Raw genomic sequence first — 26,568 nt, 5'->3', positions numbered from 1 at the left:
GGCCATCGCGGCCGGTGACGCGCATGGGGCTCACTCCTTGGTGGCGCCGGCGAGCATTCCGGCGACCAGGGTGCGCTGCGATACCAGGAAGAGGGCCAGCACGGGCAGGATGGCCACGATGATCGCCAGCGCCAGCTCGGGGATGGTGATGTTCAGGCCGGCACCGGCCACGGGGTTGAACGACGGAGTGGAGGTCAACAGCTGGTTGAGGCCGACTTGAACGGGGAACTGGTCGCTGTTCGGCAGAACGAGATAGGGCAGGTAGAAGTTGTTCCAGTTTCCGACGAAGCTGAAGAACGCCACCAGTCCGACGACCGGCTTCGCCAGCGGCAGCGCGATCCGGGTGAACAGCTGCCATTCCGTGCACCCGTCGATGCGCGCGGCGGCCAACAGGTCTCTCGGCAGGCTGCTGCCGAAGTAGATGTAGACCAGATACACACCGAACGGGTAGAAGGAGAAGGGCAGGATCACCGACCAGACGGTACCGATGAGGTGGAACCGGTTGAGTTCCAGGAACACCGGCAGCACCAGGGTCGCCTGCGGCATGATCATCGTGACCAGCGTGATCACCAGCAGCGTCTTGCGGCCGCGGAAGTTCGTCAGGGCCAGGGCGTAGCCGGCCGGCACGCTGACGAGCAGGGTGAGGACCAGCGAGCCACCGCTGTAGATCGCCGAGTTGCGCAGCCAGGTGAGCATGGCCCCGTCCTGGAAGGCGAACAGGTGCCGCCAGGCCGCGCCGATCTGGTGGAAGGAACCGAAGGACAGCGGGTTGTCCCGGACCACTTCGCCGGCCGTCTTGGACGGTGCGAGCAGCAGCCAGACCACCGGGAGGACGAAGAAGACCAGCAGTACGGCCAGCAGCAGACCCACGATCAGGAAGGACAGCATGCGGCCGGGCCGCGCGATCCGGCCGGTGGCCTTCGAAGAGGGGGCGGTGAGCGTCATTTCTCATCCAACGTGAACAGGTTCGATCGGGCGACCAGGAGCCCGGCGGCCAGGAGTCCCACGACCAGCAAGCAGAAGGAGATGGCGGCGGCGCCGTTGAAGTCGCCCTGCTGGAAGGCGTACACGTAGGCCAGTTGGTTGGGCGACCAGGTGGGACTGACCCGGCCCAGGCTGGCGGTCTGCAGCAGTTGCGGTTCGACGAAGAGCTGTGTGCCCGTCGCGAACGCCATGATCGTCATGTAGACGATCCACTGCCGGATCATGGGGATCTGGATGTGCCAGGCGGTGCGCCACGGTCCCGCCCCGTCCATCCGGGCGGCTTCCAGCACCTCGTCGGGGATGTTGTTCAGCGCCCCGTACATGACGACGATCCAGCCGCCGGCCCCCGTCCAGAAGGCGATGAGCATCAGGACGAGGGGCAGGTTGCCGGGGGCGAGCACGGCGGCGAACGTGTGCATCCCGAGGGCGTCCAGCAGCCAGGACACCGGGCTGAGGTCCGGGTCCAGCATGAACAGCCAGACCAGCACGCTGGCCACGCCGGCGAGGGCGCCGGGGATGTAGTACAGGAAGCGGAAGAGCGCGGACGTACCCGGCCGTACCCTGCTGCGCAGCACCACGGCCACGAGCACGACCAGGACGACCAGGGTGACCAGCCACAGGACCAGATAGACCAGCATGTGGGTGAACGCGGGCACGAACCGGTAGTCCTGGGCCACCCGTACGAATTGGTTGAGCCCGGTGAACTGACCGCGGTCGTTGGTCATGGCCAGGTAGAGCGAGTAGGCCGTGGGGAAGACGCCGAAGGCGAGCAGCAACAGGGCGTATCCGGCGACGAAGAGGCAGCCCGCGGCGCTGCGGCCCCGCCGCCTCGGCACGGTGCCGGGGCGGCGGGTGGAGACGGCGACGCGCTCGGTCTCCAGCAGGGTCATCGAGTGACCGCCTTGTAGCCGTGCGCCTCGGCCTCGTTGCTGATCTCCTTCTGCCAGGCCGGCAGGGTGGAGGTCAGGCTCTTGCCCGAGGTGAGGGCCGGCAGCACGACGCTGGACCAGGCGGTGGCGTCCGAGAACCTCGTGTTCGACCAGCCGGTCCACACCGCGCCGGCGGCCCGCCGGAACGCGTCGCTCACGTCGCCCGCGAAGTAGTCGCTGTTGGCGGGATTGGCCAGCCACGCCTTGGCGGCCTTGGAGTAGGCCGGGTAGGTGGGCGCGGACGCCTGGTTCTCGTCCGAGGTGGTAAGCCAGGTCACGAGGTCCGTGGACGCCTTGAGGTTGGCGCTGTGCGAGGACACCATCCACACACCGCCGCCGACATTGCCGGTGGCGACGGTGGGGTCGCCTTCCCAGGTCAGGGGCGGTGCCGCGGCGATCTGCCGGGCGGGGGTGTGGAAGGCAGCCTTGAACAGGTACTGGCCGTACCACGACGGACCGTAGGCCATCATGACCTTGCTGCCGCTGTCCTTGGCGAAGCCCTGGCTGAAGAAGCCCTTCGTGGTGACCGCCTTGGCGGAGATCAGGCCGTCGAGCAGCTTGGCGGTGCGGGTGCAGTGCGGATCTTGCAGGTCGGTGCGCAGTGTGTCCGGCTTCACCAGGTCGAACGCCGGGCAGCGGCTGGACCAGAAGTACGACTCGTGTGAGTTGGTGTCGCCGACCGAACCGACGAGATAGCCGGGGTGTTCCTTGGCCACCCGCTTCCCGAGCGACTCGTACTGCTCCCAGGTGGTGGGCACCTTGTAGCCCCACGTGTCCATGAGGGACTTGTTGTACCAGAGGACGACCTGTGCGATGTCGTTGCGCATGCAGTAGGTGTGGCCGTTGAACTGGCAGGGCGTCAGGGATCCCTTGGCGAAGCCGTCCAGTGTGCTCTGCGGCACGAGCTTGTCGTCCAGGGGCGCGGCGAAGGGGAGCGCACCGGGCTTGGTGGGCTGCGACGCCCAGGTCACGTCGGTGGGTGAGCCGAAGACGACGTCCGGCCAGCCGTTGCCCGTCCGGTCGAACAGCTGCACCTTGGACTGCAGGTAGGTGGAGCCGTCGGCGCCGCCGTCGTACCCGACGATCTTCATCTTCACGTCCTGGTGGGACTTCTGGTACGCCTGCACCGACGGCAGCCGCGTGGAGTCCGTCCACACCGTGATCCGCGAGCCGTCCTTCTGCGCGGCCGGTTCGAACGCCTGCGGCTTGGCGGAGGACCGCGGGCTGGTCTCGGCGCTTGCGCAGCCGGCCAGGAGGGCGGCCGTGGCCAGGGAGAGAGCGGCGGCTGTCGTGCGCAGCGCGGTGCGGCGCCGGCCGGCTCTCGGAGATCCGGAAGACCTCATCGTCTTGCCTTTCTGTTCTTGCGTGGGACAGGTGGCGCGCCGGGTGGGGGCGCCGGCTGCGGTGGCCGCCCGTCGGAGACGGCCACCGCCCGGTCAGCGCGGCTGTTCGACGAACGGCGCGAGTGCCTTGCCGTAGTCGAAGTCGAGGGGAAGGGCTATGCCGGGCCCCGTGGGGGCGTGCACCAGGCCCTGGTCGTCCACGTGACGTTCGCGTACGACCTTCGTCGCGGTCACCAGGGACTCGTAGTAGGTGGTGTTGGAGATGGCCATGCACAGGTGGTGGTTCGGGATGTCCGAACCGTGCACCTCGGCCCGCAGCCGGTAGGCGTCGGCGAGGTGGGCGGTGCGCATGGCGCCGGTGATGCCACCGCGCAGGGTGGTGCCGGCCCGTACGCCGAAGGTGGCAGCGCCGGCCCGGATGAAGTCAGCGGAGTTCATGTGGGCCCCGTCGGAGGTCTCGGCCACCAGCAGCGGGATGTCCACGGCCTGGGCGAGCTGCTTGTACGCGGAGACGCTGAACTCGCGCATCGGCTCCTCGTACCACAGGTAGTCCGCCTCGGACAGGGCCCGCCCGAGGCGGATGGCGTCGGGCAGGTCGAAGCCCGCCGACCCGTCGTACATCAGGGGCACGTCGGGTCCGACGTGGTCGCGCAGGGCCAGGCACAGCTCGGCGTCACGTCGGGCGTCGCCCCAGGCGTGCAGTTTGATCCCCCGGTATCCCAGTGCGAGGCACTGGTCCGCGACATCGAGGAACTCCTGGATGCCGGCGAAGGTGGAGGTGGAGGCGTAGGCCGGGATGGCTTCCCGGAAGCCGCCCAGCAGGCGCCAGACCGGCTGGCCGTGGTAGCGGCCGGCCAGGTCCCACAGGGCGACGTCGATCAGGCCCAGGGTGGGGAGCGGGAGTTCGTGGATACGGTCCAGCTCCCACACCCTGTGCCACAGCCACTCCCGCCGGAACGGGTCCGCTCCTACCAGTTCCTCGCGGAAGACCCGGTCCACCAGCTCGTTCAGCGTGGCGAAGGCTCCGGGGCGGGCGAAGAGGGCCACCCCCTCGGCTCCTTCATCGGTGCCGATGCGCAGGACCGCGCCGTCGCCGGCCGGGGCGCTGCCGCTCAGGCCGTCCCGCCAGCGGAAGGGCGGGTCGGCTGCCGGAACGTCGATCCGGTGTACTTCGACATGGGTGATCTTCATCCTGGCTTTCGTTTCTTCCTGGGGAGGGGCCGACCGGGAAGCCGGGGGTCTAGAAGCCGCCGTACGCCTGGAGTTCGTAGACGCTGCCGCCGTTCCAGCTGGAGCCGGTGATGGTCAGGCGCAGGTAGCGCGCGGTGACCGGCTCGGCGGCGAAGGAGTAGGTGGTGGCCGTGACGGTGTTCTCGCCGGTGTGGTCGTCGAGGACCGACCATGACTGACCGTCGGTCGAATACTCCAGCCGGTACTGGTAACCGCTGGACTTCTCGAAGGTCGTGACCACGGCCGAGACGCCGGTGGCCTTGCCGAGGTCCACCTGGAGCCAGGACGGGTCGGGCAGTCCCAGCCCTTGGGCCCAGCGCGTGGACAGGTCGCCGTCGACGGCCTTCGCCGGGACGTTGCCTTCGGAGTCGGAGGAAGCGGTGGCGGTCTTGTCCAGGGTCAGGTCGTCGTCGGGCGGGGTGGTCACCTCGGCCGCCGGGCTGGGGTCCGAGCCGTTGAGTGCGGCGTCGCGGGCGACGACGGTGAAGGAGTACTGCTTGTCCGGGCTCAGGTTGGCGACCCTGAAGGCGGTGTCGTCGGTGACGCCGATCCGCTTGCCGTCCTGGTACACCACGTAACTGGTGACGCCGGTGTCGTCGGTCGCGGCCGGCCAGCTGACCTGTACCAGGCTGGGCAGCAGTGCCTTGACCGTGGGCTGTCCGGGCGTGGCGGGCGCGGTGTGGTCGGTGCTGGGCGGCCGGGGGGTGCCGTAGACCTGGAAGTCGTAGATGCTGCCGCCGTTGCCGCTGGAGCCGGTGACGGTCAGCCGTACGAAGCGGCCGGCGACCGGGGTGTCGCTGTGGGCGTAGTCGGTCTGGGCAGTGGTGTTGTCGGCGGTGCGGTCGGCGAGCGTCGACCAGTGCACTTCGTCCGGCGACACCTGGACGCGGTACTTGTACCCATCGCTCTTCTCGAAGGTGGTGATCGTTCCGGTCACGTCGTACGAGGCTCCGAGGTCGACCTGGATCCAGGACGGGTCGGGTAGCCCGAGGCCCTGCGCCCAGCGCGTCGACAGGTCACCGTCGACGGCCTTCGCCGGGACGTTGCCCTCCGAGTCCGAGGAGGCGGTGGCCGGCTTGTCCAGCGCCAGGTCCCGGCCTCGGGGCATGGTGACCGTCAGGGAGTGGCTGGGCTCGGACTCGTTGCCCGCGGCGTCCCGTGCGGTGACCGTGAAGGTGTACGTCTGCCCCGCCGTGAGGTGGGGGATGCGGACGGACATTGTGCCGGTGGCGCTGACGAGCTTGCCGTCCTGGAACACCGAGTAGCCGGTGACGCCGGTGTCGTCGGTGGCGGCGGGCCAGCCGAGGTCGGCGACGGTCGGGAAGTCGGTGGCTGCGGCCGGGGTGCCCGGCGCGGTGGGCGCCTGGTGGTCGGTGACCGCGGGTCCCGGGTCGAGGTGCCGGTAGCCGGGCTCCAGACCGGCGTCGTCCACGATCGAGGCGGGCAGCTGGTCGCAGGCGCCGACGGTGACGTTGCCGTTGACCTCGTTGTTCTTGCTCAGGTACTGGACGCTGAAGTTCGGCTTGGTGGTGAAGTTGCCCTGCGCCTTGTTGTCCTCGGCGTGGTTCATCAGCAGCCACTGGTAGGCGACGTCGCAGAAGGCGTTGCCGGTGTTCTTCCAGTGCCGACTGCCCTCGTCGTGGTAGACGGCGCCGTAGGCGTACTCGGGGACGCCGTGGATGTAGTTGCCGGAGACGGTGCCGCCGGGGTTGCTGCTGAGGGTGTAGACCGCTCCGCCGTCGGCCTGCGACTTCATGATGTCGCTGATCTCGTTGTGAGTGACAACGGTGTCACGGCTGATGGTCGGGGAGTCGGAGACCGGTACGCCGGCGTTGTTCGGGTAGGCGGAGTTGCCTCCCTGGTCGGTCAGTCCCCAGCCCCAGCCGACGGAGATGCCGCTGTAGGGCAGGTCGTAGACCTTGTTGTGGGTGATGGTGGTGGAGTCGGTATAGCCGGCGAGGATGCCGAGGGAGCCGTTGTACTGGTCGGCGGCCTGGGTGACAACGTTGTTGTCGACCACGGTGTCCTTGGTGATGTCGCGGGGGTCGTCGGGGTGGGCGTCCCTCCATTCGACACCGCCGACCTGGATGCCGGTGGCGGCGATCTGGCGGAAGACGTTGCCGGTGATGGTGGTGTGCTGCGTCCCGGTGTTGAGGTTCAGGCCCACGGCACCGAGGTGGGTGAAGGTGTCGCCCTCGAACGTGATGTGCTGTCCGTGGCTGACGTTGACGGCACCGGGCGTCTTCTTCCAGTGCAGGCGTGTGGAGTCGAAGTCGGGGTTGTCGTCGCCGACCATGCGGAAGCCGGCCTGGCCCTCAATGTGCCCGTCGGGCGAACTCGGTTCCAGCCAGGTGGAGTAGGCGAAGGTTATGCCCTTGAACGCCACGTCGCTGACGGGGGCGCCGCGGGTGCCGTTCAGGTCGACCAGGTCCTGCACCGCGGGGACCGTCACGTCCGCGGCCGACATGTCCTCGCCCTTCTCGGGCATGTAGTAGACCTCGCCCACGCCCTTGTCCAGGTACCACTCCCCCGGGCTGTCGAGCAGCTCGCGGGCGTTCTCCAGCCAGGTCGGGTTCTGGATCTCCTGTCCCTGCTGCAGGTTGGCGTTGTGCCAGCAGGGCTGCTGGACCGTCATGGCGTTGCCGGAGATCGACGCCACGGGGCAGCGCATCAGCTTCCAGCCCCAAGCGCTGACGACTTCCAGGTCCGAAGGGCGTTTGTAGTCGTCCAGGCTCTTGTCCGTGAACGTGTAGCCGGTGGACGTCTTACTGAAACCGGACGGGTTCTTCTGGCTGCGGGCACGTGTCTTCAGCTCGCCGTTCACGTACAGCTGCCGGGTGTCCAGGTTGCTCAGCTTCGCCTTGTAGACCTTCTGGTCGGCGTCGACGGGCGTCCAGCCGGTGACACGCCGGCCGCCGCTGATCACAGGGTGGGCGCCGGGAGCGGCTTCGTAGACGACGGTCCGTCCGTCCGCGCCGGAGTCCTCGGCGGTCAGGGCGAAGGTACGGCTGAGCCGGTACGTGCCGGACTCCAGCCGGACATGGACGTCACCGCCGGCCTTGTCCTTGACGTCACGCACGTGGTCCCGCGCGTGTTCCAGCGTCTTGAAGGGATGCCTGGCAGTGCCGCGGCCGGTGTCCTTGCCGGTCGGTGAGACGTAGATGTACAGGTCGGCCGGCTTGGCGGCCGCGTGGGACGGCACGGCTGTCAGCGGGGCTGACGCCGCTGCCAGTGACAAGGCGGCTATGAGACTTCTTCGCAGTGGCACTGTTCTGCCTCTGCGAACAGACGGAAGAGACACGGGTATCCAATCGCCTGGGGGTGGTGGCTCGGGAGGCCGGTCGTCCACCGGCCTCCCGGGCCGTCGGGGCGGCACCGCGCCGGTGCGGTGCGGTGCCGGCTTACGAGGCCGACGTCCGCGGGGGCGGCTGCCGGTCGTCGGGGCGGGTGCCTGTCGACGGCCGTGTGGGCGCCTCGGTGGCGGTGGCACGGTCGCCGAGGTTGAACAGCCGGTCACGGATCTTGCGTTCGAACTGGCTCCGCGTGGTGGCGATGTGCTCCACCATCAGCTTCTGCGCGAGATCGGCCTCCCCCGCGGCGACCGCCTCGGCTATGGCGAGATGCTGACGTGCGGCGACCTCCAGCGAACCCGGTGCGTCGCCGTGGAAGAGCAGCACGTCGGACTGGGACGCCAGGCGGCGTACGCCGGCGACGCTGGACCGCAGGAAGAGATTGTGCGAGGCGGCGCCCACCGCGTCGTGGAAGGCCTTGTCGCCTCGGGCGAACTCGTGGCCGTCGTTCCGTTCCGCCGCTGCCAGCGAGGCCTGCGCGGCCTCCCGGATGTCCCGCACCTCGATGGGTGTGGCGAGAGTGGCGGCCCGGCGGGCCGTCTCCGACTCGATCACCGTGCGGTAGTCGAGGAGCATCAGGACGTCTTCCATGCTCGTCGGCCGGAAGTGCGACAGCGAGTCCTCGACCAGTCCGTTGGACGTCTCGGCGACGAAAATGCCGGCGCCGCGCCGTACGCTCAGCCGACCGATGGCTGCCAGGACCTTCACGGCCTCGCGGGTGACGTTGCGCGAGGCGCCCAGGATCTGGGCCAGGCCCTGCTCGGTGGGCAGCCGGTCGCCGGGACGCAGTTTCTGCTCGGCGATGTAGTCCAGCAACTGCTCGGCCACCAGCTCGTAGCCGGGCCGGTAGGGACGCGACGCCTCGTCATCTCCGGCGTCGGAGACGCGTGACGGATCCGCCACTGTGTACCCCCTTCTTACCCGTTCAGATTAATCAGGTTCATCGGAGGTGGTCACTATGGCACCCGCGTTACGTGGTGGGGAAGGTGTCGAACAGAACCGAATTCTTGGACGAGTTGAGGCGCCCCGTGTAGGAATAAATGGGGCATCTCGTCATGCCTGTTGCGTACGATAGATCGCATCCCTAGGGTCCTGCCCATCAAATGAAGCAGATCCTTTGAAGGGGAGTTGGGCGGAGTGCCGCGGCAACGGCTCTGCGCCCGCCACGGGTCGGCTACGTGAGCCGCAACTGCAACTCGGGCCCGCACGGGGCACCGTCAGCGCCATGCGGCAGCCTTGTCCCATACACACGCGTGGGACCGCGATGAGACTGGCCCGGCACGGCGCGCCGGGAGCCGAGACCCCGTTGCTGTCCGCAGCCGACGGCGTAGGGAGGGACCTGCGTCGCGTCGTCGACGGCCTGACCCCTGGTGCCGCGAGGCCCGCTACCTGACCGACGAAGCCGCCGCGGCCGCATGCGTCGCCGGTTGCGCGATCAGCAACGACGTGTCCGAGCGGGAGTTCCAACTGGAGCGCGGTGGCCAGTGGGACAAGGGCAAGAACCGCGAGACGTTCAACCCGCTGAGACCGTGGCTGCTCACAGCGGACGAGGTGCCCGACCCTCAGGCACGCGCCCTACGGCTGAGTGTCAACGGTCGAAGTCCGCCAGGACGGCAGCACCTCCGACATGATCTTCTGCTTCTTCGAACTGGTCCGCGACCTCAGTCACTTCATGGTGCCGACGCTCCGGAGACGTGATCCATACCGGGACCCCGCAGGCGTCGCTCTCGGTCTGCCCGGCACCCCCTATCTGCGCGCGGGAGACGTCGTGGACGTGGAGATCGACGGTCTCGGCCGTCGGCAACAGACGTTCCAGGAGGTCTGACATGGGTGCGTTCGCAGTCGCTCGCCGCCCTGGTCACCGGCGGCGCCTCCGGCATCGGTCCGGCCACCGCCCGGCTGCTCACCGACGAGGGCGCACGCGTGGCCGTGCTCGACGTCGCGGCGCAAGCACCGGGGGAGTTCGCCGCCCACCTCAACGGCGGCATCAGCGATGACGCATCGGTCGTGGCAGCCGTCCGCGACGCGGTCAGGGCTCTCGGCGGTCTGGACGTCCTGGTCGACAACGCCGGGATCGGCGCCCAGGACGATGTCGAGGACAACTCCGACGAAGAGTGGCACCGGGTGCTGGACATGAACGTCGTAGGGATGGTGCGCGTCACCCGAGCCGCGCTGCCGGCACTGCGTGCCTCCGCGCACGCGGCGATCGCAGAGCCGCGGATCGAGGCCGAACTGGTTCATCACGTCGGTGAACAGCTCCTGCCCGGCCAGGAGCAGAGCATCGGGGCTCATCGCGGGAGAGGGGTGGCGCCGGTCGCCGCGACGGACAGGTCCCACAGCCGTGCAGCCGCGTCGGGGTCGATGGCGTAGGCACGGACGCCACCGTCGTCCATGGGCGCGGTGGGGGCGGAGACGCGTGCGACGTCGCAGTCCTCAAGGTAGAGCCCGCCGCGGTCGTCGAGGAGCGGGGAGGTGGCGGCCCACAGGCCGGTGGCGGCGCCTTGGGAGGGTGTCTTGAAGTCGGCGCCGATCACGGTGCCGTGCTCGTCCACCCAGCCGCGGTCGATCTGCTCCTGGAGAGTCATCTCTCGCTGGAGGCCGGTGATGATCTTGCCCGGGTGCAGAGCGAACGTCCGGACGCCGTCGTCGCGCCCGAGGGCGTCGAGGTGCACGGCGAACAGGGCGTTGGCGGTCTTGGCCTGGCCGTAGGCCAGCCACTTGTCGTAGCCGGTGCGGAAGTGCGGGTCGTGCCAGCGGATGTCGGTCAAGGTGTGCCCGGCGGAGCTGTTGACGACGACGCGCGCACCGCCGGCGGCGGCCAGGAGCGGGTAGAGCTCGCAGGCGAGGGTGAAGTGTCCGAAGTGGTTGACGGCGAGCTGGCTTTCCCAGCCGGGTCCGACGCGGCGCTCCGGGGTGGCCATGACGCCGGCGACGGCCATGAGGAGTTCGAGCCTGCCGAGGGAGTCGTTGATGTGTGCGGTGGCGGCGCGCACGCTGTCGAGGTCGGCCAGGTCCATGGGGATGACGTCACAGCCTTCCACGTCTGCGAGAGCGGCGCGGGCGATAGCGGGCCGGCGTGCGGGAACGATGACGCGGGCCCCGGCGGCCACCAGGCCCCGGGTGGTTTCCAGACCGAGTCCCGAGTAGCCCCCGGTCACGATGGCGGTTGCGCCGGAGAGGTCGGTGCCTGCGATGACGTCCTCGGTGGTGCTGGTGGCGGAGAAGGGCGAGCCGAGCGGCTGCTGATCAGTGATGGTCATGCCGACGACGCTAGAAACTAGAGCGAGGTCTAGATCAAGTCCTAGGCTGGGCGGCATGGCGAGTGTCGAGACCCGTGCGGAGCAACTGAGTATCGGCGAGGTGGCCGAGCGGACCGGACTCAGTGTGCATGCCCTGCGCTTCTACGAGCGCGAGGGCCTGCTGGTCGGGCCGGTCCAGCGCAGTGCGGGCGGTCGGCGGCGGTACACCACCGCCGATGTCGACTGGCTGCTGATCTGCGTGAAACTACGCGAGTCCGGCATGCCGCTGGCCGACCTCAAGCGGTTCGCCGAGCTGGTACGGCATGGCCCGGGCAACGAGGCAGAACGACTACAGCTCCTCGACGCGCATCAGCAGCGTGTCGAGGCACAGATCCAGGCGCTGGAGGAGTGTCGCTCGGTCATCGCCTGGAAGGTCGGCGTCTACGCCGAACACCTGGCCCGCGGCGAGGCCGGCGGACTGTGGGACCCGACGGTCTGAGGCAAGGAGGCATGATCGCGTTAAGCGGATGTCGTCCAGGTCGACGCCAAGGACCAGGCGCCGCGCGTCGGGTGCGGTCTCCTCCACGTCGCGGCGGACCAGACCCGCCAGGGCGAGCCGAACCGGCCGGTCCCAGCAAAACTGCTTCCCGCCGCGGGATGAGCGCTGCACACCAACTCCCGTAGCGGGCCCGCCGCTTGGTAGCCGGGTAGACGGCCGGCGCGCCGCAGCGACGTCACCGGCGGACGACCGCGGCGCCGGGGCCGCCCACACCGCCGCCGGAACCGCGTCACCCCATACCCCGTCTCCTTCCTCCTCGTCCGGCACCCAGGCCGACGCCGCCTCAGCACTGCGGCCGACAGGACCCTGCGGGCCGAGCGCAGGACGCCCACCTCGTGCGCCCGGGCCGCGGCCACCGAACAGCCCCTGATGCCGCCCGGCGCCGGGCGGGCTCCAGCCACTGCACCGCCGACGCAGCGTCGGTGCGACCCCCATCCCCCCCAACACCCGCACCGCTCACCACACCACCCCGTCTGCCAACCGGCAGACGGGGCGCAGGTCCGTGAACAGACCCCACCAGATGGCGCGCGCTGGACGCCTTCAACCCGGACCGGTACGGCCCCGCGGTTGTCCGAGGCGGCCGCTACGATGCCAGGAGCACCATCGGGCAACCGCGCCGCGCCCGGTCCACAACCCCGACGCCCACACCGCCGGAGGGGACCGCAGAAGTCCGCGACTCGCGCGAGCGACTTCGTCATGCCCTCCCTTCCCAGACGGCCTGCGCGTGTGGGGCACTGGCCGATCGAGGACGTGAGGCGTCATGGCCAACCGCATCACCTGGCATGGGCGTCGCGGGCTGCGTCTCGTCAGCGCGGTGCAGGACGACGGTGTGGCGTGCGCCGCACTCCGGTGTGGCCTGCGCGCGGTGCCGGCCGTTGGTGTAGCCGGTGCCGCGGGAGGGCGATTCGCGACGTTGAACGGGGCGGCCGGCGCCCCGGTCTCCCAAGCGGTGGCCTCGGCCGTAGTCGCGTGGGCGGTGGCGAACTCCTCCAGGCCGTCGGGGTCCACGTCTTGCGTCCGGGCCCGTCCGAGGGCCTCGATCGCCATCGCGTTGACCCGGTGCCAGTCGCCGCCGTCGTACCAGCAACACGACCGGGCACCGCTGCGGCACGACAGCGCCTGACGCAGCAGGCGGCGTCACCAGGGCACCACGGCCGGCATGCACGTCGGCTCGCGCAACGGGCGGGGCGGGCGAGGCGGGCCACCGGTGAACCCGGCGAACAGCATCTGCGGTTCCGGCCTTGCGGCGCGCGGCACGTAGCCGGCGCCGCGTTCCGCGGCGACCAGCGCGCTGACCAGGTCCCGCAATCAGATCGCGCACCGATGAGTTTCCTGCGCCGCGCTGGTCCATACACCGGACACCGATAGACGGAAAGGCTGGGCCGTGCGGAAACTGATCTACGGCATGAACCTGACCCTGGACGGCTACATCGCCGCGGCCGGCGACGACATCAGCTGGGGCGGACCACCGAGCGACGAGCTGTTCCAGTGGTGGCTCGACCACGAGCGGGCGAGCGGCCTGTCGCTGTACGGGCGCAAGCTGTGGGAGACGATGAGTTCCTACTGGCCGACCGGCGATCAGAAGCCCGACGCCACCCCGGCGCAGATCGAGTTCGCGCGGAACTGGCGGGACACGCCGAAGGTGGTGTTCTCCTCGACGATCGCCAAGGTCGACTGGAACACCCGCCTGGTCACGGATGACGCGATCGCCGAGATCAGTCGGCTCAAGGCCGAGGACGGCGGCCCGATGAACATCGGCGGCGCGACGCTCGCCGGGGCGGCCATGCGCGCCGGGCTGATCGACGAGTACGTGATCGCCGCACATCCGGTCCTGGTGGGCGGCGGCACGCCCTTCTTCACCGCTCTGGACAGCTGGGCGAACCTGCACCTGGTGGAGACGCGGACGTTTCCCGGCGGCGTGGTCCTGACCAGGTACGAGAAGAGACGCTGAGCAGCTTGGCGCCGGCTCGCGGCCGGGGGGCAGCGGCGGCTTGCCATTCACGTACACCGCCCCGACGGCGGGCAGCGCATCGGTTCCCGGTCCGCCGATGGTGATCACCACCTGACGGACGAGGGCGTGTCCGCCGGTCACAGTCTGCCGCTGACCGTCACCGACAAGCCGGCCTGCGCCGTCCGGGCGTACCTGGTCCACCGCGCGCCGAACGGCCGTCGGCTCACGGCCACCGCGCCCGAGGACTTCGGAACCGTCTTCGACACCCGGGACTCCTCAGGACCGCTCACCAGGGCTTCGGCGCGGCGCTGCTCAGCGGATGCGTCGGCGTCGTCGGCCGGCTCGGCGACGACCGGGTGCTGAGCCGCGTCTCCCCCGGCGTCTTCCGGGCCATGGACGCCCGTACCGGCCGTGCCGTCGGCCCCCCGTCGGCGTGGTCGGGCCGCAGGACGGGACGGTCGGGGAGGGGATGCTGGTGTCAGCGGACGGCAACCGGTTCATCGTCTGCGCCCACCCGCCCCACGCCCGGCAGAACGACAGCGACTACGGGTGCGAGGACCCCGGCTTCAGGTCGGTGCCGACTGCTGGGGGGAGGGACGTCGACCCACGTCGCCGCCCCCTTTCTGGACCGGCGCACGGTGTTCGTGAGCTGGTCGTAGGGGGGCTTCGAGGCCGGCGCGGTGGTCGTGTCGGTGGAGGGCGCCCCGGTCGGTGAGGGCGTGGGCATGGGCCGCGCGTTACGGTCGCCCCCCACCGGATCCGCCGCCCCACCGGATCCGCCGCCCCGGCGGATCCGGACCGCCGGATCCGGACCGGCGAGTCGTCAGGCCTGCGGCATCAGGGGGTCAGAGGTTCGGGCTCTTGTCCGGGTGCAGGCAATCCCACGTAGCCGGGCGCGCCGCGGCCTTCATCCCTCTGGGGCGGCAAGCCGCTGTACCCGGACGTGTCAGGAGGGTCCTTCATGGACTCCGACGGGCTGAAATGACGTCCAGGTGAACCGTGTGGCCGGGGTAGCGAGCCACGATCCGTGCGGGCGGGTACCGATCAGTTGGTGCGGTCGGCGAAACCCTCGGGCAGGTCCTTCGGACCCACCGCGACGACACCCTCATCATCCTCGCCCACGTGCTCGAAGAGGGTGATGCGGGCGAATTCGGGGACGACGTAGATCGGGTAGGTGGGTCCAGCGTCCCGGTAGGCGCGCATGTCGTCCAGGTGCTCGTTCTGGAAGAGCACCGTCTTGCTGCCGTCCTGTTCGATCCACTGGGGGAAGAAGATGGTGCCGTGCAGGACCCGCCGACGGGGCAGCACATTGACGACGACCGAGGTGCCGGTCGGCTCGTTCCACGACACCTTGTACACGTCGTCGGCGAGCTGCACCAGATCGACCTCCTGGTCCTTCACCCAGCGGCCGCCGACCATGCCCGAGTGGATGCGGTAGTCGATGGTCGTTGCGTTCTTCACGTACATCTCGTACTGCCAGCCGTTGGCGTACGTGTAGATGAACCGGTGCCCGACGATGCCGGACAGGTCCTGCGGCGGGACGGGGTTCTCGACGGTGGTCGGAGTGTCGTAGTCGACGGTCATGGGTGGTGCTCCTTGCAGTGCTTCAGGTGGGGGCGTTCGGCATGCGGCACTGGGCCGATCCCAACAACCCAGAAATTATTTTGCTACAAAAATGTATGCGATGCAAAACTGTGCGGTCGCAGGTCACAATGACGGCATGCGCGACACAGATGGAGTAGGGGCCTGGAGGCACGGCGAAGGTGCGCCCACGGTGCCGGGATCAGCCCGGGTGGCTGTCGCACTGGGCGGGCTGCTGGGTCCGCTGCGACGCGCCGTGCTGCGCGCCACCCGGAACGCCGAGGGGCTGCCCGACCTGCCGGAGGCACAGATCGAGCTGCTACGGGCCCTGTCCTCGTCACCCGAGGGCCTCAGCCCCGGCGCGGTGGCAGAACGGTTGCGAGTGGCTCCCTCCACCGTGAGCAACCTCGTCCGAACGATGTCCGGCGCACGGCTGGTGGAACGAGTCCGCCCTGAACACGACCAGCGAACCGTGGTACTCACCGCGTCTCAGGAGGCCCTGAACCTGCTGGAGCGCTACGACCGTGCCAGTACCGCAGCGCTCACCCAGGTCGTCGAGGAATTGCCCGACTCCGACCGGGCGGCCCTGGACCAAGCGCTGCCCGCCCTCGGTCGGCTGGTCACCGCGCTGCAAGCCGTTCACGGCACCGGCAGCGGCAGCGGCATGCCGACATCGTGACCCGAGTCGGCGTACACCGCGGAGTTGCCGGACCTCACCGGGCGAAGGACCGAGCGACCCGAGGCCGGCATGCTGGTGGGCGTCCGGGGCCTGGCGCTCACTCCGGAGGGGCGCTGGCTGGTGACCTCCTCGAAGGCGGGCGGGGCGAACGGACGGCTGGTGGTGTGGGACGCGCGGACGGGAGCCAGGCACAGGACGATCCGCGGCATCGGCGGCGGCAGTCTGACGGTGACCGCCGACGGACGCCGGGTCGCGGCCGGCGACGGCAGCTACGCGGACCTGTCCACCGGGCGGGTGGGACGGATGCCCCTGGACCCGGACTCGCACGGCGGCCCGACCGGCGACGGCGGGCAGGCGGATCCGGGGGCCGGCGGCGACGTCTCGCAGTTCGCGCTCAGCCGTGACGGCCGCTACGTGGCCGTCGGTGACGGGTCGGGGCGGGTCACCCTGCTGGACGGCACGCTGACGCGCTGGCGCGGTGCGCTCCCCGGTCTGTTCACCAGTCACCAGCAGGACGCAGCGGCCCCGGTCACCACGCTCGCCTTCTCCGCGGACGGAGCCGTCCTGGCGGTCGGCGGACTCGACGGCACCGTACGGCTGTGGGACGTCAGCTCGAATCAGGCGCTCGGTACGACGCTCCCCGCGTCGGCCGACCAGGTGCTGAGCCTGGTGTTCCGGGGCGACGGTAGGGGTGACAGCCTGTACGTGGCGAACCAGGACGTGCCCTCGCACGCCTATGCGCTGGCGCCGGCCTCCGTCGCGGCGGCGGTGTGCGCACGGGCCGGCGGCGGCCTCTCCCGGACGGCATGGGCGGACTTCCTGGCCGAGGTGCCCTACCGGAGGGTGTGCGCGTGGGCTCGACGGTGGGCGCCGGGGGCCGGTCACGTCGTACGGGCCACGCAGTTCTCCGTGCCGTGCGTGGGTGTGTGACACCGTCCCGCCCGCCGGGCGGCGGGCGGGACGGTGGGGTCCGACGTGCCGGGAGCGGTCGTCAGTAGTCGATCAGGCCCGACGCGCGAGCGGTCCCGCTGAACTGCAGGAAGAACTTGGTGCCGTCCAGCACGTCCTTGGCTGCCAGGCCCCAGCTGCCGGAGCTCAGGGTCCGCCAGCCGTTGCACGTCCAGCTGGACCCCGACTTGAAGCACGTGCGCACCGAGCGCGTCGTGTCCAGCTTCAGGTTGATGTCGCCGCATCGGCTGGTGGTGGTGGCGTAGGTGCCCCGGGCGGGCCAGTAGGCGGGGTCGTTGGACCCGGTACCCGCGTAGCTGGTGAAACGCGGTGCGTCGACCGTGCAGGCCCGCGCGGGGGCGCTGCCGGATGCCGGGGCCGGTCCCGCTGTCGCGGCCGTCCCGTGCGGTCCGGCAGCCGAGGTGGCGGCCTCGGCGGTCCCGGCGGCCGAGGCCATGGCGAGCAGGGCGGCCGCCACGAGGGCGGTGCGACGGATCTGGTGGCGGCTCGTCGTGAGCCTGGCTGTGTGCCTCATCGCTCTCTCTGCCTCCCAGAGGTTCTCCGGTGCGCTTCTGACGTGGCACCGACCCGTCCAGTCTGGGAACGGGCGCCGCGCTTCGCGTTAGCGCGAGGCGCCAGACCGTTGGCACGGAGCGCCAGGGGACGAGGAAGCGTCCTCAGCTGGTGGGGCCCCGTGAGGGTCATTCGCCCCAAGTCGCCCCGGCACCCGGGCGAGAGAGGGCTTGGCGCCGATAGTCGGCGGGCGCGGCACCGTAGGCGGCACGGAAGGCACGGGTGAAGTCGGCGGGGCGGGGATATCCCCAGCGAGCGGCGATGGCTCTGATGGGAACGTGCCGTTGCGCCGGATCGCTGAGTTCGCGGCGGCAGCGTTCCAGGCGTTGTTCGCGTATCGAAGCGCGGACGCTCGCGCCGTGGGCCTGGAAGAGTCGGTGCAGTGAGCGGGTGGAGATGTGGTGGGCCGCCGCGACCTGGTCGACGGTGAGCGCGGGGTCGCCCAGGTGCTTCTCGATGAACGACGTGACACGGGCGTACAGCACGCGTTGCCGGCTGTCGGCCGGGACCTCGTTCTCACGCTCCAGATGATGGGCGAGAACGGCGGCCGCGAGGTCGAGGCCGATCGTGCCGAGCCGGAGCATGTCCGGGGGCGTGTAGGACGTGTGATCGACCGTCACGCGGGCCAAATAGTCGGCCAATAATTGGCCGATCCCTTTGTCGCCGGGCAAGCGGCAGGCGACCAGTCGGTCAATATGACGAGCGCCCGCCGGTAACAGGGCGATCGGGAACTGCATGAGCGTCGCTTCGCCTATGGCGTACGACTGGAACGGCCGGGAACTGCTCAACAGCACCATTTCCCCGGGTTCGACGAGAGTGCTGCGTCCGTTCTGCTCGATGAAGTGCGGGCCGCGGCGGGGCATGACGATCTGCAGGCTCTCGGGGTCGGACACGCGGATCGACCTGGGCGTCCGTGACGTGGTGATCAACGAGTAGGCCACCGAGGAGACCTGCACCGGCCCCAGAGCCATTTCGTCGAACCAACCGCGGAACACCTCACCGTCAACAACACGGAAGGCCTTCGGCATGATGTCCCTGTGTGCCATTTCCGTCCAGGCGTCCAGAGCCTCTAGTCCAAGGAAGTCCTCGCTGTCGAAAACCCGTTCCATAATCCTCCCTCTGGCTTCTCTGGACAACGCTTACACACGTACCCATCGCTGTCTCTGACGGACAGGACGAAATCGGGCAACGCCATGGGTGAGTACTGTTTCGGCCAGCCGAAATGCCCGGTCAGCCGTTCAGTGTGCGCACGTTTTCGTGAGGTGTTCGGCCGGCGGCTTGCATTCGCCGGGGCGGTTGCAAGTTCCAGCGTTGTGCGGCTGGTTGGGGAGTGGCCGGTTGGGGTGAAGAGAAGGCAGGCACGGGCTTCGTGGTCATTGTGGTGTCTGAAGCCCAATGATCACGAAGCCCGTGCCTGCCGCTGTATCTTCTCCTGCACCGAGGTGGACTTCGCTGACGTGTGGGTCCGGCTGGCGGGCGAGGCCGTCAAGTGCCACCTGTTCACGCTCGCCTTCTTCACTGATGGTTGAGCACGCATGCCCTGGCCGCGGTAGCCGTCCTACACCTGCACAACGTCGCACGGCACCCGGACGGCGGTGCTCCGCGCTGAGTACGCGTACTCATGTTCGCAAGGACGCCGGCTGGCAGGCTCCGCGATATGAAAAGTGGCAGGGGGGCGTTGACGGCCCTGCATCTCTTCCTGGTCTGGGCGGCGATGGCGACCGCGGTGCCGGCGTTCGGCTTCGAACTGGTGATGGCGGCCTGGGGTGGTGCGGCCGATGCGACGGATCCGGTCTTCGCGGTGGGTTCGACGACGCCGGTCTTCGCGGTGGGTGTGCCGCTGATGGTGGGACTGCTGGCCACGGCAGGCATACCGGTGCGGACCGTGGTGCCCCTGTGCGGCTCCATGCCCAAGCGGCTCGGCTGGGCGGTACTGGTCTTCGCCCTCGGCACGCTCGGCGTCCTGGCAGGTGTGGCCGCCTACGCCGAAAAGGTTGACCTGGGGAGCGCCAGTACCCGCATCGCGCTGACAGGGGTGCCATATGCCGTGGCAGCGGCCTTCTTCGTGCCGAGCCGGTGGGTGCGGCTGGGGGCGCTGGCCGTACTGGCGGGCGGGGTGGCCTATGGGGGCTTCGTCGGCCCGGCGCAGGCACAGCAGCGCCAGGACGAGGCAGAGGTCGCGCGGTACCGGGAGCATCCGGAGCTGCTGTTCCTGGGCACTGCGCCGCCCGGAATGCAGCTGTCCCGTGCCGAGGTCGGCCCCGCCTACTTCCACGTCGAATACCGCCCCGTCCATCACGAGTTGGGGTATGTGGACCTCATGGTGCGCGGGCCGCTCACGCCGGCACTCCGATGCCCAGAGCCTGCGGAGAAGGGCGTGACCTGCACAGTAGACGCGCACGGCGAGATGCTCACGGTCCGCGACTTCCCCGGCAGCGGCCGCGCCGTCACCCTCATACGCCGCCACCAGAACGCGGAGGTCGAGGTCACCAGCCAGACCTTGGACGAAGCCGGGCTACGCCTCCTCCTGGACACTCTGCATCCACTGTCGGGCACAGAGCTGGAGAAGCTGATACGGGAAAAGAAGATCGAATACAGCCTTCGCTGAGCATGCTCAAGCTTCGCTGCGAGAGGTCACCTGTGCCATCGAAGTCTGATGAGTTACGGAGTGCGGGTGGTCGGGGCAGCTCGCGGAGGCGTACGCAGATCCGGACCTGGCCGCGTTCGAGCTGGGCCCTGCAAGGATGACGCCGTTTCACCACCGCACCTCCCGCCTCGCCGAGCTGTTGAGCGAGGACGAGTACGCACAGCTCCAGCCGCTCCAGCGGGAGCTCCACGACGAGGAACGGCTCGACCACCATGCCCGGCTACGGGTGGTCGCCACGTCCACGGACCGGCACACCGTCACCTGCGGTCGGCGCCTGGTCCTGCTGAACAAGCATGCGATCAGCGCTCGGCGGGGTCTGATCGTCTCCGGCCCCGCCGACACCGGCAAGACCATCGCCCTCACCCAGCTGGGACGCGCCCACGAGCTCCTGGACCAGACCCGGCACCCTGAAGTCGCCGACCGCATCCCGGTCCTCTACGTCATCGTCCCGCCCGCCGCGACCGCCCGCATGATCACCGCCGAGTCGTGCCGCGGTCGGCCATGCACGAGGACACCTGCCACGCCGCCTCAAGTGACCACGTTGACCGACCCGGCTCCAGCCTCCGAGCGGTGTCGGTGGTCGGCGGCAGACTGCGCGCATGGATGCTTCTCACGACACCGATCGCTGTGGCCGTGCTGGGCTGGTGTGGGTGCGGTCGATGGGCGGCCCCTTGGTCGTCGTTCCGGAGTCCTCGGTAAGCGCCTGGGGTGGATGCACGGAGGACGGTTCCGTCCTCGGTGATGCCGATGGCCGTGATGACTACGACCGCGCCTGCGAGGTGGAGGACTGGGCCGGTGTGATCGCCGTGGGTGCGGGCGCCGTCACTGCGCTTGTCCTGGCCGATGAACCTGCAAAGACGTGCTTCCTGCCGGAGAAGCTGCTGTTCGTGCGGTGGCTGGCTGCGGACTCCGAGGCCGAGTTGTTCACGGCAGCCGAGGCGGTCCTGGCCGATCCGGACACCGCTTGGGAGGATGGCGGACTGTGGGTCACCGATGGCCCGGCGGTATTGATGGATTCGGCCGAAGCGGGCGCCGATCTGGGAGTGGACCATCCCGACGGGGGCCGGCCGGACCAGGCTCCAGTGCAGCTCCCAGCCGGCCAGTGGAGGGTGCGCGCGGTCCATAAGAGCGGCGAGTTCCCATGGGTCGGCTTGGTGCAGCTCGTCACCGAGGACGGTCGCTCATGACCCTCGACACCCCAGCCACTCGAACTTCGGTGGCAATCGGTCAAAGTGTGATGACACAGGACAGTGTTCTTTCTCTGCGATATGCAGGCATGTGCGCCCAAGTCCCGGTCATCCGAGCCCTGTGCTGGGCTGCGGCGTGGGGAGCATCGGCCTGGCAGTGGCACTCGGTGCGGGCCTGCTCGATCGCGGCCGACCGGTCGCCGGTTCCCGCCGTTCCAGCTCAGGGACATCGGCGGCTGAGTTGGGACATCGCGGTGGTCCACCGCTCCATCGCCTTTGCGCGGCCGGGTCCACCCGGGGGCGACGCCGCCGCCTCCTGGCCGGCGACGAGCGCGCGGCGGCAGCCGAGCGGGGTGCAGTCTGAGAGCCGTCTCGCGCTCCGTTGTCACGCCAGGGCGTACGCGAGGCACCCCGGGCGGCGCACCTTGTGATGTGGCTGCCAGATGCCGGCGCGGGGCGGTGGAGCGCGACGAGTGTGACACCAACCGGCGCATCCGTGGCCGTGCCTTCGCCCGGCTGCGGCCCTGCCGCTGTCCCTGCCCGTGCCGGTCTGCCTGCCTCACCGGCGGCGTTCGAGCCTGTGGATCACCACTCCGAGGATGTCGCCGCCTTCGACGTAGCCGGTGTGGCGAGAGTCGTGGCTATGAGCAGCGTTGTCGCCCATGACCACGAACCGGTCCCGCGGTACGGGCTTACCGGTCTCAGCGATAAGGGCGGGTCCCAGACCTCCGGGAATCAGGTCGCCAGGGCCTGCCACGACGCGCTTGATCATCCAGCGTCGGGCATCGAGTGGCTCGCCCGTCGGCTGGCCGGACGCGCCGCGCGGCTGCGCGGGCTCTCCCGGCGGGTCACCGGAGGGCAGTCGCCACGTTGCGACGACGACCCCTCCCTTCTCGATGCCGGTGCGCCCGCTCTGGCTGAGCCGTCGGACCAGCACCCGGTCGCCGCTTCGATAGGCCGGTTCCATGCTGGCACCGGCGACAGTGATCACCGCGAAGCGGCGCCGTGCCAGCAGTACGCCCAGCAGGGTCGTCCCGACTGCCACAAAGGCGAACGGGAACAGCCGTCGGCCGGATGGCCGCATGGGAGCACCTCCCCAGGTGTCGAAGGCGGTTACCGGTGTACCGGGCCGGTAGCCGCTGGCCTGCATCGCGAACAGCCGGGCAGGCGGCGAGCGCATCGCCGGCCCACGCCCAGCCCCGGCGTTCACCCAACAGCTGACCGAGCTCAGCCCGTTGCGGAGCTGTTGGGAATCGAGCGGGAGTGGTGTCTTCACCGTGCCGGGGCCGTCTTCGGGAAACCTTCGGGACGTCTGGAATCGGGCTGTACCCGGTGGTCAGCGGCGGGTAAGCAGAGTGACGTGACCATGAAGGGCGTAGAGGTGGCGGTGCGCTTCGGGGTCCTTGGCGCCATCGCGGTGTGGCGAGGCGGGGTGCCGGTGGATGTGGGCCATGCGCGGCAGCGTTGGGTGTTGGGGGCGTTGATCGCCGACGCTGAGGGTGTGGTGCCGGCGGATGTCCTGGTGGACCGGGTGTGGGGCGCGGACGCACCAGGTCGGGGCCGGGAAGCGCTGTACGGGTATGTGTCCCGGCTGCGGCAGGTGCTGTCCGGGGTCGGGGTGGACATCGTGCGGGACCAGGGCGGCTATCGGCTGAAGGTGCCGGCCGGATCGGTGGATGTCCACCGATTCCGGGGCCTGGCCGGCCAGGCCCGCGCGGTGTGCGATGACGAGCGGGCGGCGTCGTTATGGGAAGAGGCTCTGGGGCTGTGGCGCGGGGAGGCGTACGCCGGGGTGGACACCCCGTGGTTCAACGCCCAGCGCGACTTCCTCGCACGGGAGCGGCTGGCCGCGCAGCTGGACCTGGCCGACATCCGGCTGCGTCTGGGACAGCACGACCGGGTACTGGCCGAACTGTTCGCGCGGGCTGAGGCTCATCCGCTGGATGAGCGGATGGCCGGTCAGCTCATGCTGGCGCTCTACCGCGGCGGCCGGTCCGCGGACGCCCTGGCGCATTACCAGGAGATCCGGCGGCGATTGGCGGAAGAGCTGGGCACCGACCCCGGCGCGGCGCTGCGGCAGCTCCACCAGCAGGTTCTCGCAGCAGACCCGGCGCTCACCACACCTGTCCCCAAGTCCGCGGCCGGGACCGGACCGGAGTCCGCTCCGGTGCCCCGGCAGCTTCCTGCGCCGCCGCCGTTCTTCGTCGGCCGGGACCGCGAGCTGGCCAGTCTGGATCGCCTGCTGGAGTCACAGGCTGAGCGGGGCGGCACGGTGGTGATTTCCGCGATCGGGGGTACTGGCGGCATCGGTAAGACCTGGCTCGCTCTGCGCTGGGCCCACCAGCAGCAGGAGCGTTATCCCGACGGCCAGTTGTACGCCGACCTGCGCGGCTTCTCCCCCACCGGCGAACCGGTACCGCCAGAAGCGGCGCTGCGCATGTTCCTTGACTCCCTCGGCGTAGCCCCCGCTCAGATCCCCGCAGACTTGGACGCCCAGGCAGCGCTCTACCGCAGCCTGGTCGCAGACAGGCGCCTTCTCATCGTTCTTGACAACGCCCGTGACACCGCCCAAGTGCTGCCTCTGCTCCCCGGAAGTCAACATTGCACCGTCCTGGTCACCAGCCGTCACCAACTCGTCGGCCTGATCACCACCCACGGCGGGACCCCTCTCACCCTGGATGTGCTGACCGACGCCGAGGCACACGAGTTACTCACCCGCCACCTCGGCCCCCAGAGGATCGCCTACGAACCCGAGGCCAGCAGTTCCCTCTTGAAGCACTGCGCGGGCCTGCCACTGGCGATCAGCATCCTGGCGGCCCGCGCCACCATGAATCCCGCCCTCACTCTGAAAGCACTGGCCGCGGAACTACAGGAGACCACGCTCGCCCGGCTCGATGCCCTGGACGCCGGCGAAGCGACTGCCAACCTACGCGCGGTCTTCGCCGCCTCTTACCGCGCCCTCGCCCCTCAGACAGCCGACGTGTTCCGGCAGCTCGCCCTGGCACTGGGACCGGACATCGCTCTGCCCGCCGCCGCCAGCCTCACCGCCCTTCCCCTCCCCCGCCTCCGCACGCACCTGCGCGAATTACAAGCCGCACACCTGCTCCAGGAACACACACCCGGCCGCTACAGCTTCCACGACCTGCTGCGCGCGTACGCCACCGAACTCGCCGAAACCCTCGATTCCGACACGGAGCGAAGCGCGGCCGTGGGCCGGATACTCGACCACTATGTTCACACCGCCCACACCGCTGACAGACTGCTGTCACCGCACAGGTACCCCGTCAGCCTGTCACCTGGGGCGGACGGCGTCTCTCCCGAACGGCTCACCACCCATCGCCAGGCCCTGGAGTGGTTCACCCGCGAACGAGCGACTCTGATCGCGGCTGTTGAACATGCGGCGCTAGCCGGTAGCGACGCGTGCGCTTGGCATCTGGCGTGGACAACCATCACCTTCCTCACCCGGGGCGGCCGGTGGTACGACGTGGAGACGGTCGAGCGAACGGCCCTGGCAGCCGCCACGCGGCTCGGTGACCGCTCGGCACAGGCTCAGCGCCATCGAGAGCTCGCCTACGCCTATGCCCTGACGGGCCGTGGCCTCAAGGCCCGCAGTGCACTTGCACGGGCACTTGAACTGTCCACGGAGGTCAACGATGTTTTGGGGCAGGCCCACACCCACATCGCGTTGGGCTGGCTGCACGAGTACCAAGGCGACCAGCAGACGGCTTTCCGCCACGATCTCAATGCTTTGGAGCTCTTCACCTCGCTCGGTCACCGGTCCGGACGCGCCAGAGCGCTCAACGCGGTCGGCTGGGACCACATCCAGCTCGATGACCACATGCAGGCTATCTCCCACTGCCGAGAAGCGCTGGCCCTGCAACAAGAACTTGAGGACGAACGCGGTCAAGCCGGCACATGGGACACCCTCGGCTACGCGTACCAACAGATTGGCGACTACCGCAACGCCATCGACTGCTACCGGCACAGCCTGGAGTTCAACCGGAAACTGGGCCATCGCTACAACGAGGCAGAGACGCTCGTGCACTTGGGGGAACTAACTACACCGTGCCACCGGTGCCCTCGACGCGGCACAGGACGCCTGGCAACGGGCCATCGCCATCCTCACCGACGCCGGTCGCCACGACACCGAACTAGACCGGATACACACCATGCTTCAGGACCTCAACAGGTCCCTTGCATGAAGCAGACATCGCGGAGGAGCCTCCCTTCAAGAGGGCTACGACTGCAACCACTTGCGACGATGGTTACGCAGCCGTGAATTCACGCCTCGGATCGCATGCAAGGGCACAGACTCCAGCCAACTGCTGGGACAGTACCGCTGGACCGTCGAACGCACCCTGGCCTGGCTCGTCGGACGTCGACGCCTCCATCGCCGCTACGAACGCAAGGCCAGCCACTTCCTGGCCTCCACCAGCATCGCCTGCACCCTTATCTGCTATCGACGAGTCACCCAAGCGGACGACTCCTAGCTAGGAGGCGTCGGCATAGGCGAGATAGGTGCCGCAGACGGTGCAACGGAAGAGCATTGCGGTTGCCCCCTCGCCCAGGTTGACGAGGAAGTGCTCAAGCTGGCTTTCGTCGTGCCAACCGGCCGTGCGCATGTCGGCCCGCAGCTGGTCGAGGGCTTCGGGATGCGCCGCAAGCTCGGCGTACCCGACTTCGCCCACGAAGGCGGCCGCGTCCTGGCAGTGGACAAGCCAGTGCGGATCCTGCCAGGCGTGAAAGCCAGGGGTGCGGCGGGTGACCTCATGCAAGACCTCCTCGCTGACACCGTCGAGCCCGTACGCGTCGGTGAATTCACCCGCGAAGCGTTCAGCCGCGCTCCCGTCTGCGATGCACCATGGGCAGAGTCGTCCGCTGACGTCCTGGGCCGTGTAGAAGGTGGCCGTGTAGATCCAGCCTCTGTTGCCCTTGCAGCAGGCACACGTCTCGGAGGCCGCCCGGATGGACCCACTTGCGAGGGGGTCTGGGTGATAGCGAAAGAAGGGCAGGCTGGCACTCATCGCCGGTTCCCGATCTGCACCCTGGTGGCCATGCCTACTGATCTCATGGAGAGCAGTCTGTCCGCGAGCAGGTCCCTGATCAAGCGCGGTGCCCGACTCCTCGTGGCCCGGCCAATCGAGACATCTTGTTAGCACGCGCACATCGTTCTCGTGTCCCGGTTCCTCGTCATCGTGAACGTGGAGGAGCCCGTAGGAACCAGGGGCTACCGCGGCCACATACTCGAACAGTTCGACCAGGTCAGGCGACGATCGGTGATTGGAATAGCCGCCGCGGTGGATGAACGGCGCGCCGTTCATCCACCTGAGGTCAAGCAAGTACAGGCTGTCTGCCCAGTTCCCCGACC

General features: G+C 69.1%; 22 protein-coding genes and 2 pseudogenes. 12 read left to right on the top strand and 12 right to left on the bottom strand.

From position 1 onward, the window contains the following. Positions 1 to 30 precede the first annotated feature (30 nt). The 6 genes from AQJ11_RS34535 to AQJ11_RS34510 all read right to left on the bottom strand — a co-directional run bounded on the left by AQJ11_RS34535 (position 31) and on the right by AQJ11_RS34510 (position 8,739). Positions 31 to 945 (bottom strand): carbohydrate ABC transporter permease, encoded by a 915-nt coding sequence (locus AQJ11_RS34535; protein ID WP_058085247.1) that lies wholly within the window; start codon positions 943 to 945, stop codon positions 31 to 33. Further along, positions 942 to 1,874, bottom strand: coding sequence for a carbohydrate ABC transporter permease (locus AQJ11_RS34530; protein ID WP_059265848.1), 933 nt, complete (start codon positions 1,872 to 1,874; stop codon positions 942 to 944). The genes AQJ11_RS34535 and AQJ11_RS34530 overlap by 4 nt, the downstream gene beginning before the upstream one ends. Further along, on the bottom strand, positions 1,871 to 3,256 hold the full coding sequence (locus tag AQJ11_RS34525; protein ID WP_059265847.1) for an ABC transporter substrate-binding protein: 1,386 nt from the start codon (positions 3,254 to 3,256) through the stop codon (positions 1,871 to 1,873). Before AQJ11_RS34525 ends, AQJ11_RS34530 begins: the two co-directional genes overlap by 4 nt. A 93-nt stretch (positions 3,257 to 3,349) precedes the next feature. Further along, positions 3,350 to 4,447 carry an enolase C-terminal domain-like protein gene (locus AQJ11_RS34520; protein WP_059265846.1) on the bottom strand — a complete coding sequence of 366 codons (1,098 nt, stop codon included), beginning with the start codon at positions 4,445 to 4,447 and terminating at the stop codon, positions 3,350 to 3,352. Between the two features lie 49 nt (positions 4,448 to 4,496). Then, the gene (locus AQJ11_RS34515; protein ID WP_244218489.1) at positions 4,497 to 7,724 is read right to left on the bottom strand and encodes a discoidin domain-containing protein; all 3,228 of its coding nucleotides are present in this window, start codon (positions 7,722 to 7,724) and stop codon (positions 4,497 to 4,499) included. A gap of 163 nt (positions 7,725 to 7,887) precedes the next feature. Further along, positions 7,888 to 8,739, bottom strand: coding sequence for a FadR/GntR family transcriptional regulator (locus AQJ11_RS34510; RefSeq protein ID WP_059265845.1), 852 nt, complete (start codon positions 8,737 to 8,739; stop codon positions 7,888 to 7,890). Positions 8,740 to 9,282: 543 nt separating this feature from the next. Between AQJ11_RS34510 and AQJ11_RS52855 the strand changes: the two genes are divergently transcribed. The 3 genes and pseudogenes from AQJ11_RS52855 to AQJ11_RS34500 all read left to right on the top strand — a co-directional run. Continuing rightward, complete coding sequence (locus AQJ11_RS52855; RefSeq protein WP_398781078.1) at positions 9,283 to 9,534, top strand: fumarylacetoacetate hydrolase family protein; 252 nt, start codon at positions 9,283 to 9,285, stop codon at positions 9,532 to 9,534. Continuing rightward, positions 9,422 to 9,661: a fumarylacetoacetate hydrolase family protein gene (locus AQJ11_RS52850; protein ID WP_398781076.1), complete on the top strand. Its 240-nt coding sequence runs from the start codon at positions 9,422 to 9,424 to the stop codon at positions 9,659 to 9,661. Before AQJ11_RS52855 ends, AQJ11_RS52850 begins: the two co-directional genes overlap by 113 nt. Positions 9,662 to 9,666: 5 nt before the next feature. After that, positions 9,667 to 10,044 (top strand): annotated as a pseudogene (locus AQJ11_RS34500) (SDR family oxidoreductase); the annotation flags it as partial. A gap of 80 nt (positions 10,045 to 10,124) precedes the next feature. On the opposite strand, the gene AQJ11_RS34495 reads toward AQJ11_RS34500, so the two are convergent. Then, positions 10,125 to 11,096 (bottom strand): SDR family NAD(P)-dependent oxidoreductase, encoded by a 972-nt coding sequence (locus AQJ11_RS34495; RefSeq protein ID WP_059265843.1) that lies wholly within the window; start codon positions 11,094 to 11,096, stop codon positions 10,125 to 10,127. A gap of 55 nt (positions 11,097 to 11,151) precedes the next feature. Here AQJ11_RS34495 and AQJ11_RS34490 point away from each other — a divergent pair, with 55 nt between their 5' ends. The 3 genes from AQJ11_RS34490 to AQJ11_RS34480 all read left to right on the top strand — a co-directional run bounded on the left by AQJ11_RS34490 (position 11,152) and on the right by AQJ11_RS34480 (position 13,948). Continuing rightward, complete coding sequence (locus AQJ11_RS34490) at positions 11,152 to 11,574, top strand: MerR family transcriptional regulator (protein WP_107120915.1); 423 nt, start codon at positions 11,152 to 11,154, stop codon at positions 11,572 to 11,574. Positions 11,575 to 13,018: 1,444 nt separating this feature from the next. Next, complete coding sequence (locus AQJ11_RS34485; protein ID WP_059265842.1) at positions 13,019 to 13,585, top strand: dihydrofolate reductase family protein; 567 nt, start codon at positions 13,019 to 13,021, stop codon at positions 13,583 to 13,585. 126 nt (positions 13,586 to 13,711) lie between these two features. Next, on the top strand, positions 13,712 to 13,948 hold the full coding sequence (locus AQJ11_RS34480) for a hypothetical protein (RefSeq protein ID WP_059265841.1): 237 nt from the start codon (positions 13,712 to 13,714) through the stop codon (positions 13,946 to 13,948). A gap of 681 nt (positions 13,949 to 14,629) precedes the next feature. On the opposite strand, the gene AQJ11_RS34475 is transcribed toward AQJ11_RS34480, so the two are convergent. Next, a complete protein-coding gene (locus AQJ11_RS34475; RefSeq protein ID WP_059265840.1) occupies positions 14,630 to 15,169 on the bottom strand; it encodes a phenolic acid decarboxylase in 540 nt (179 codons plus the stop codon). 208 nt (positions 15,170 to 15,377) lie between these two features. Here AQJ11_RS34475 and AQJ11_RS46985 point away from each other — a divergent pair, with 208 nt between their 5' ends. Next, positions 15,378 to 15,845 (top strand): MarR family winged helix-turn-helix transcriptional regulator, encoded by a 468-nt coding sequence (locus tag AQJ11_RS46985; RefSeq protein WP_167360893.1) that lies wholly within the window; start codon positions 15,378 to 15,380, stop codon positions 15,843 to 15,845. A 24-nt stretch (positions 15,846 to 15,869) separates the two neighbouring features. Beyond that, positions 15,870 to 16,775 carry a WD40 repeat domain-containing protein gene (locus tag AQJ11_RS46980; protein ID WP_159061733.1) on the top strand — a complete coding sequence of 302 codons (906 nt, stop codon included), beginning with the start codon at positions 15,870 to 15,872 and terminating at the stop codon, positions 16,773 to 16,775. Between the two features lie 61 nt (positions 16,776 to 16,836). On the opposite strand, the gene AQJ11_RS34455 is transcribed toward AQJ11_RS46980, so the two are convergent. Next, positions 16,837 to 17,328 (bottom strand): hypothetical protein, encoded by a 492-nt coding sequence (locus tag AQJ11_RS34455; protein ID WP_244218488.1) that lies wholly within the window; start codon positions 17,326 to 17,328, stop codon positions 16,837 to 16,839. Positions 17,329 to 17,494: 166 nt separating this feature from the next. Further along, entirely contained in the window at positions 17,495 to 18,475 is a 981-nt protein-coding gene (locus tag AQJ11_RS46975) for a helix-turn-helix domain-containing protein (protein WP_159061732.1), read from the bottom strand. A gap of 548 nt (positions 18,476 to 19,023) precedes the next feature. Between AQJ11_RS46975 and AQJ11_RS34445 the strand changes: the two genes are divergently transcribed. Both AQJ11_RS34445 and AQJ11_RS34440 read left to right on the top strand, forming a co-directional pair. Further along, on the top strand, positions 19,024 to 19,974 hold the full coding sequence (locus tag AQJ11_RS34445) for a hypothetical protein (protein ID WP_059265872.1): 951 nt from the start codon (positions 19,024 to 19,026) through the stop codon (positions 19,972 to 19,974). A 638-nt stretch (positions 19,975 to 20,612) separates the two neighbouring features. After that, the gene (locus AQJ11_RS34440; RefSeq protein WP_059265839.1) at positions 20,613 to 21,200 is read left to right on the top strand and encodes an Imm21 family immunity protein; all 588 of its coding nucleotides are present in this window, start codon (positions 20,613 to 20,615) and stop codon (positions 21,198 to 21,200) included. Positions 21,201 to 21,759: 559 nt separating this feature from the next. Here AQJ11_RS34440 and AQJ11_RS34435 read toward each other — a convergent pair. Next, complete coding sequence (locus AQJ11_RS34435; RefSeq protein WP_059265838.1) at positions 21,760 to 22,284, bottom strand: S26 family signal peptidase; 525 nt, start codon at positions 22,282 to 22,284, stop codon at positions 21,760 to 21,762. Between the two features lie 282 nt (positions 22,285 to 22,566). On the opposite strand from AQJ11_RS34435, the gene AQJ11_RS34430 reads away from it, so the two are divergent. Further along, positions 22,567 to 25,479, top strand: a complete 2,913-nt coding sequence (locus AQJ11_RS34430; protein WP_244218495.1) for an AfsR/SARP family transcriptional regulator — start codon at positions 22,567 to 22,569, stop codon at positions 25,477 to 25,479. After that, positions 25,433 to 25,690: pseudogene (locus AQJ11_RS46970) on the top strand (transposase); the annotation flags it as partial. The gene AQJ11_RS34430 and the pseudogene AQJ11_RS46970, both read left to right, overlap by 47 nt. Here AQJ11_RS46970 and AQJ11_RS52510 read toward each other — a convergent pair. Continuing rightward, a complete protein-coding gene (locus tag AQJ11_RS52510) occupies positions 25,691 to 26,539 on the bottom strand; it encodes a CbrC family protein (RefSeq protein WP_341846309.1) in 849 nt (282 codons plus the stop codon). Between the last annotated feature and the right edge of the window lie 29 nt (positions 26,540 to 26,568).

This window comes from Streptomyces corchorusii (assembly GCF_001514055.1).
Taxonomy (GTDB): domain Bacteria; phylum Actinomycetota; class Actinomycetes; order Streptomycetales; family Streptomycetaceae; genus Streptomyces; species Streptomyces olivaceoviridis.
The sequence above is the reverse complement of the archived record's forward strand: the minus strand, read 5'-3'. Positions and strand labels throughout refer to the sequence as shown.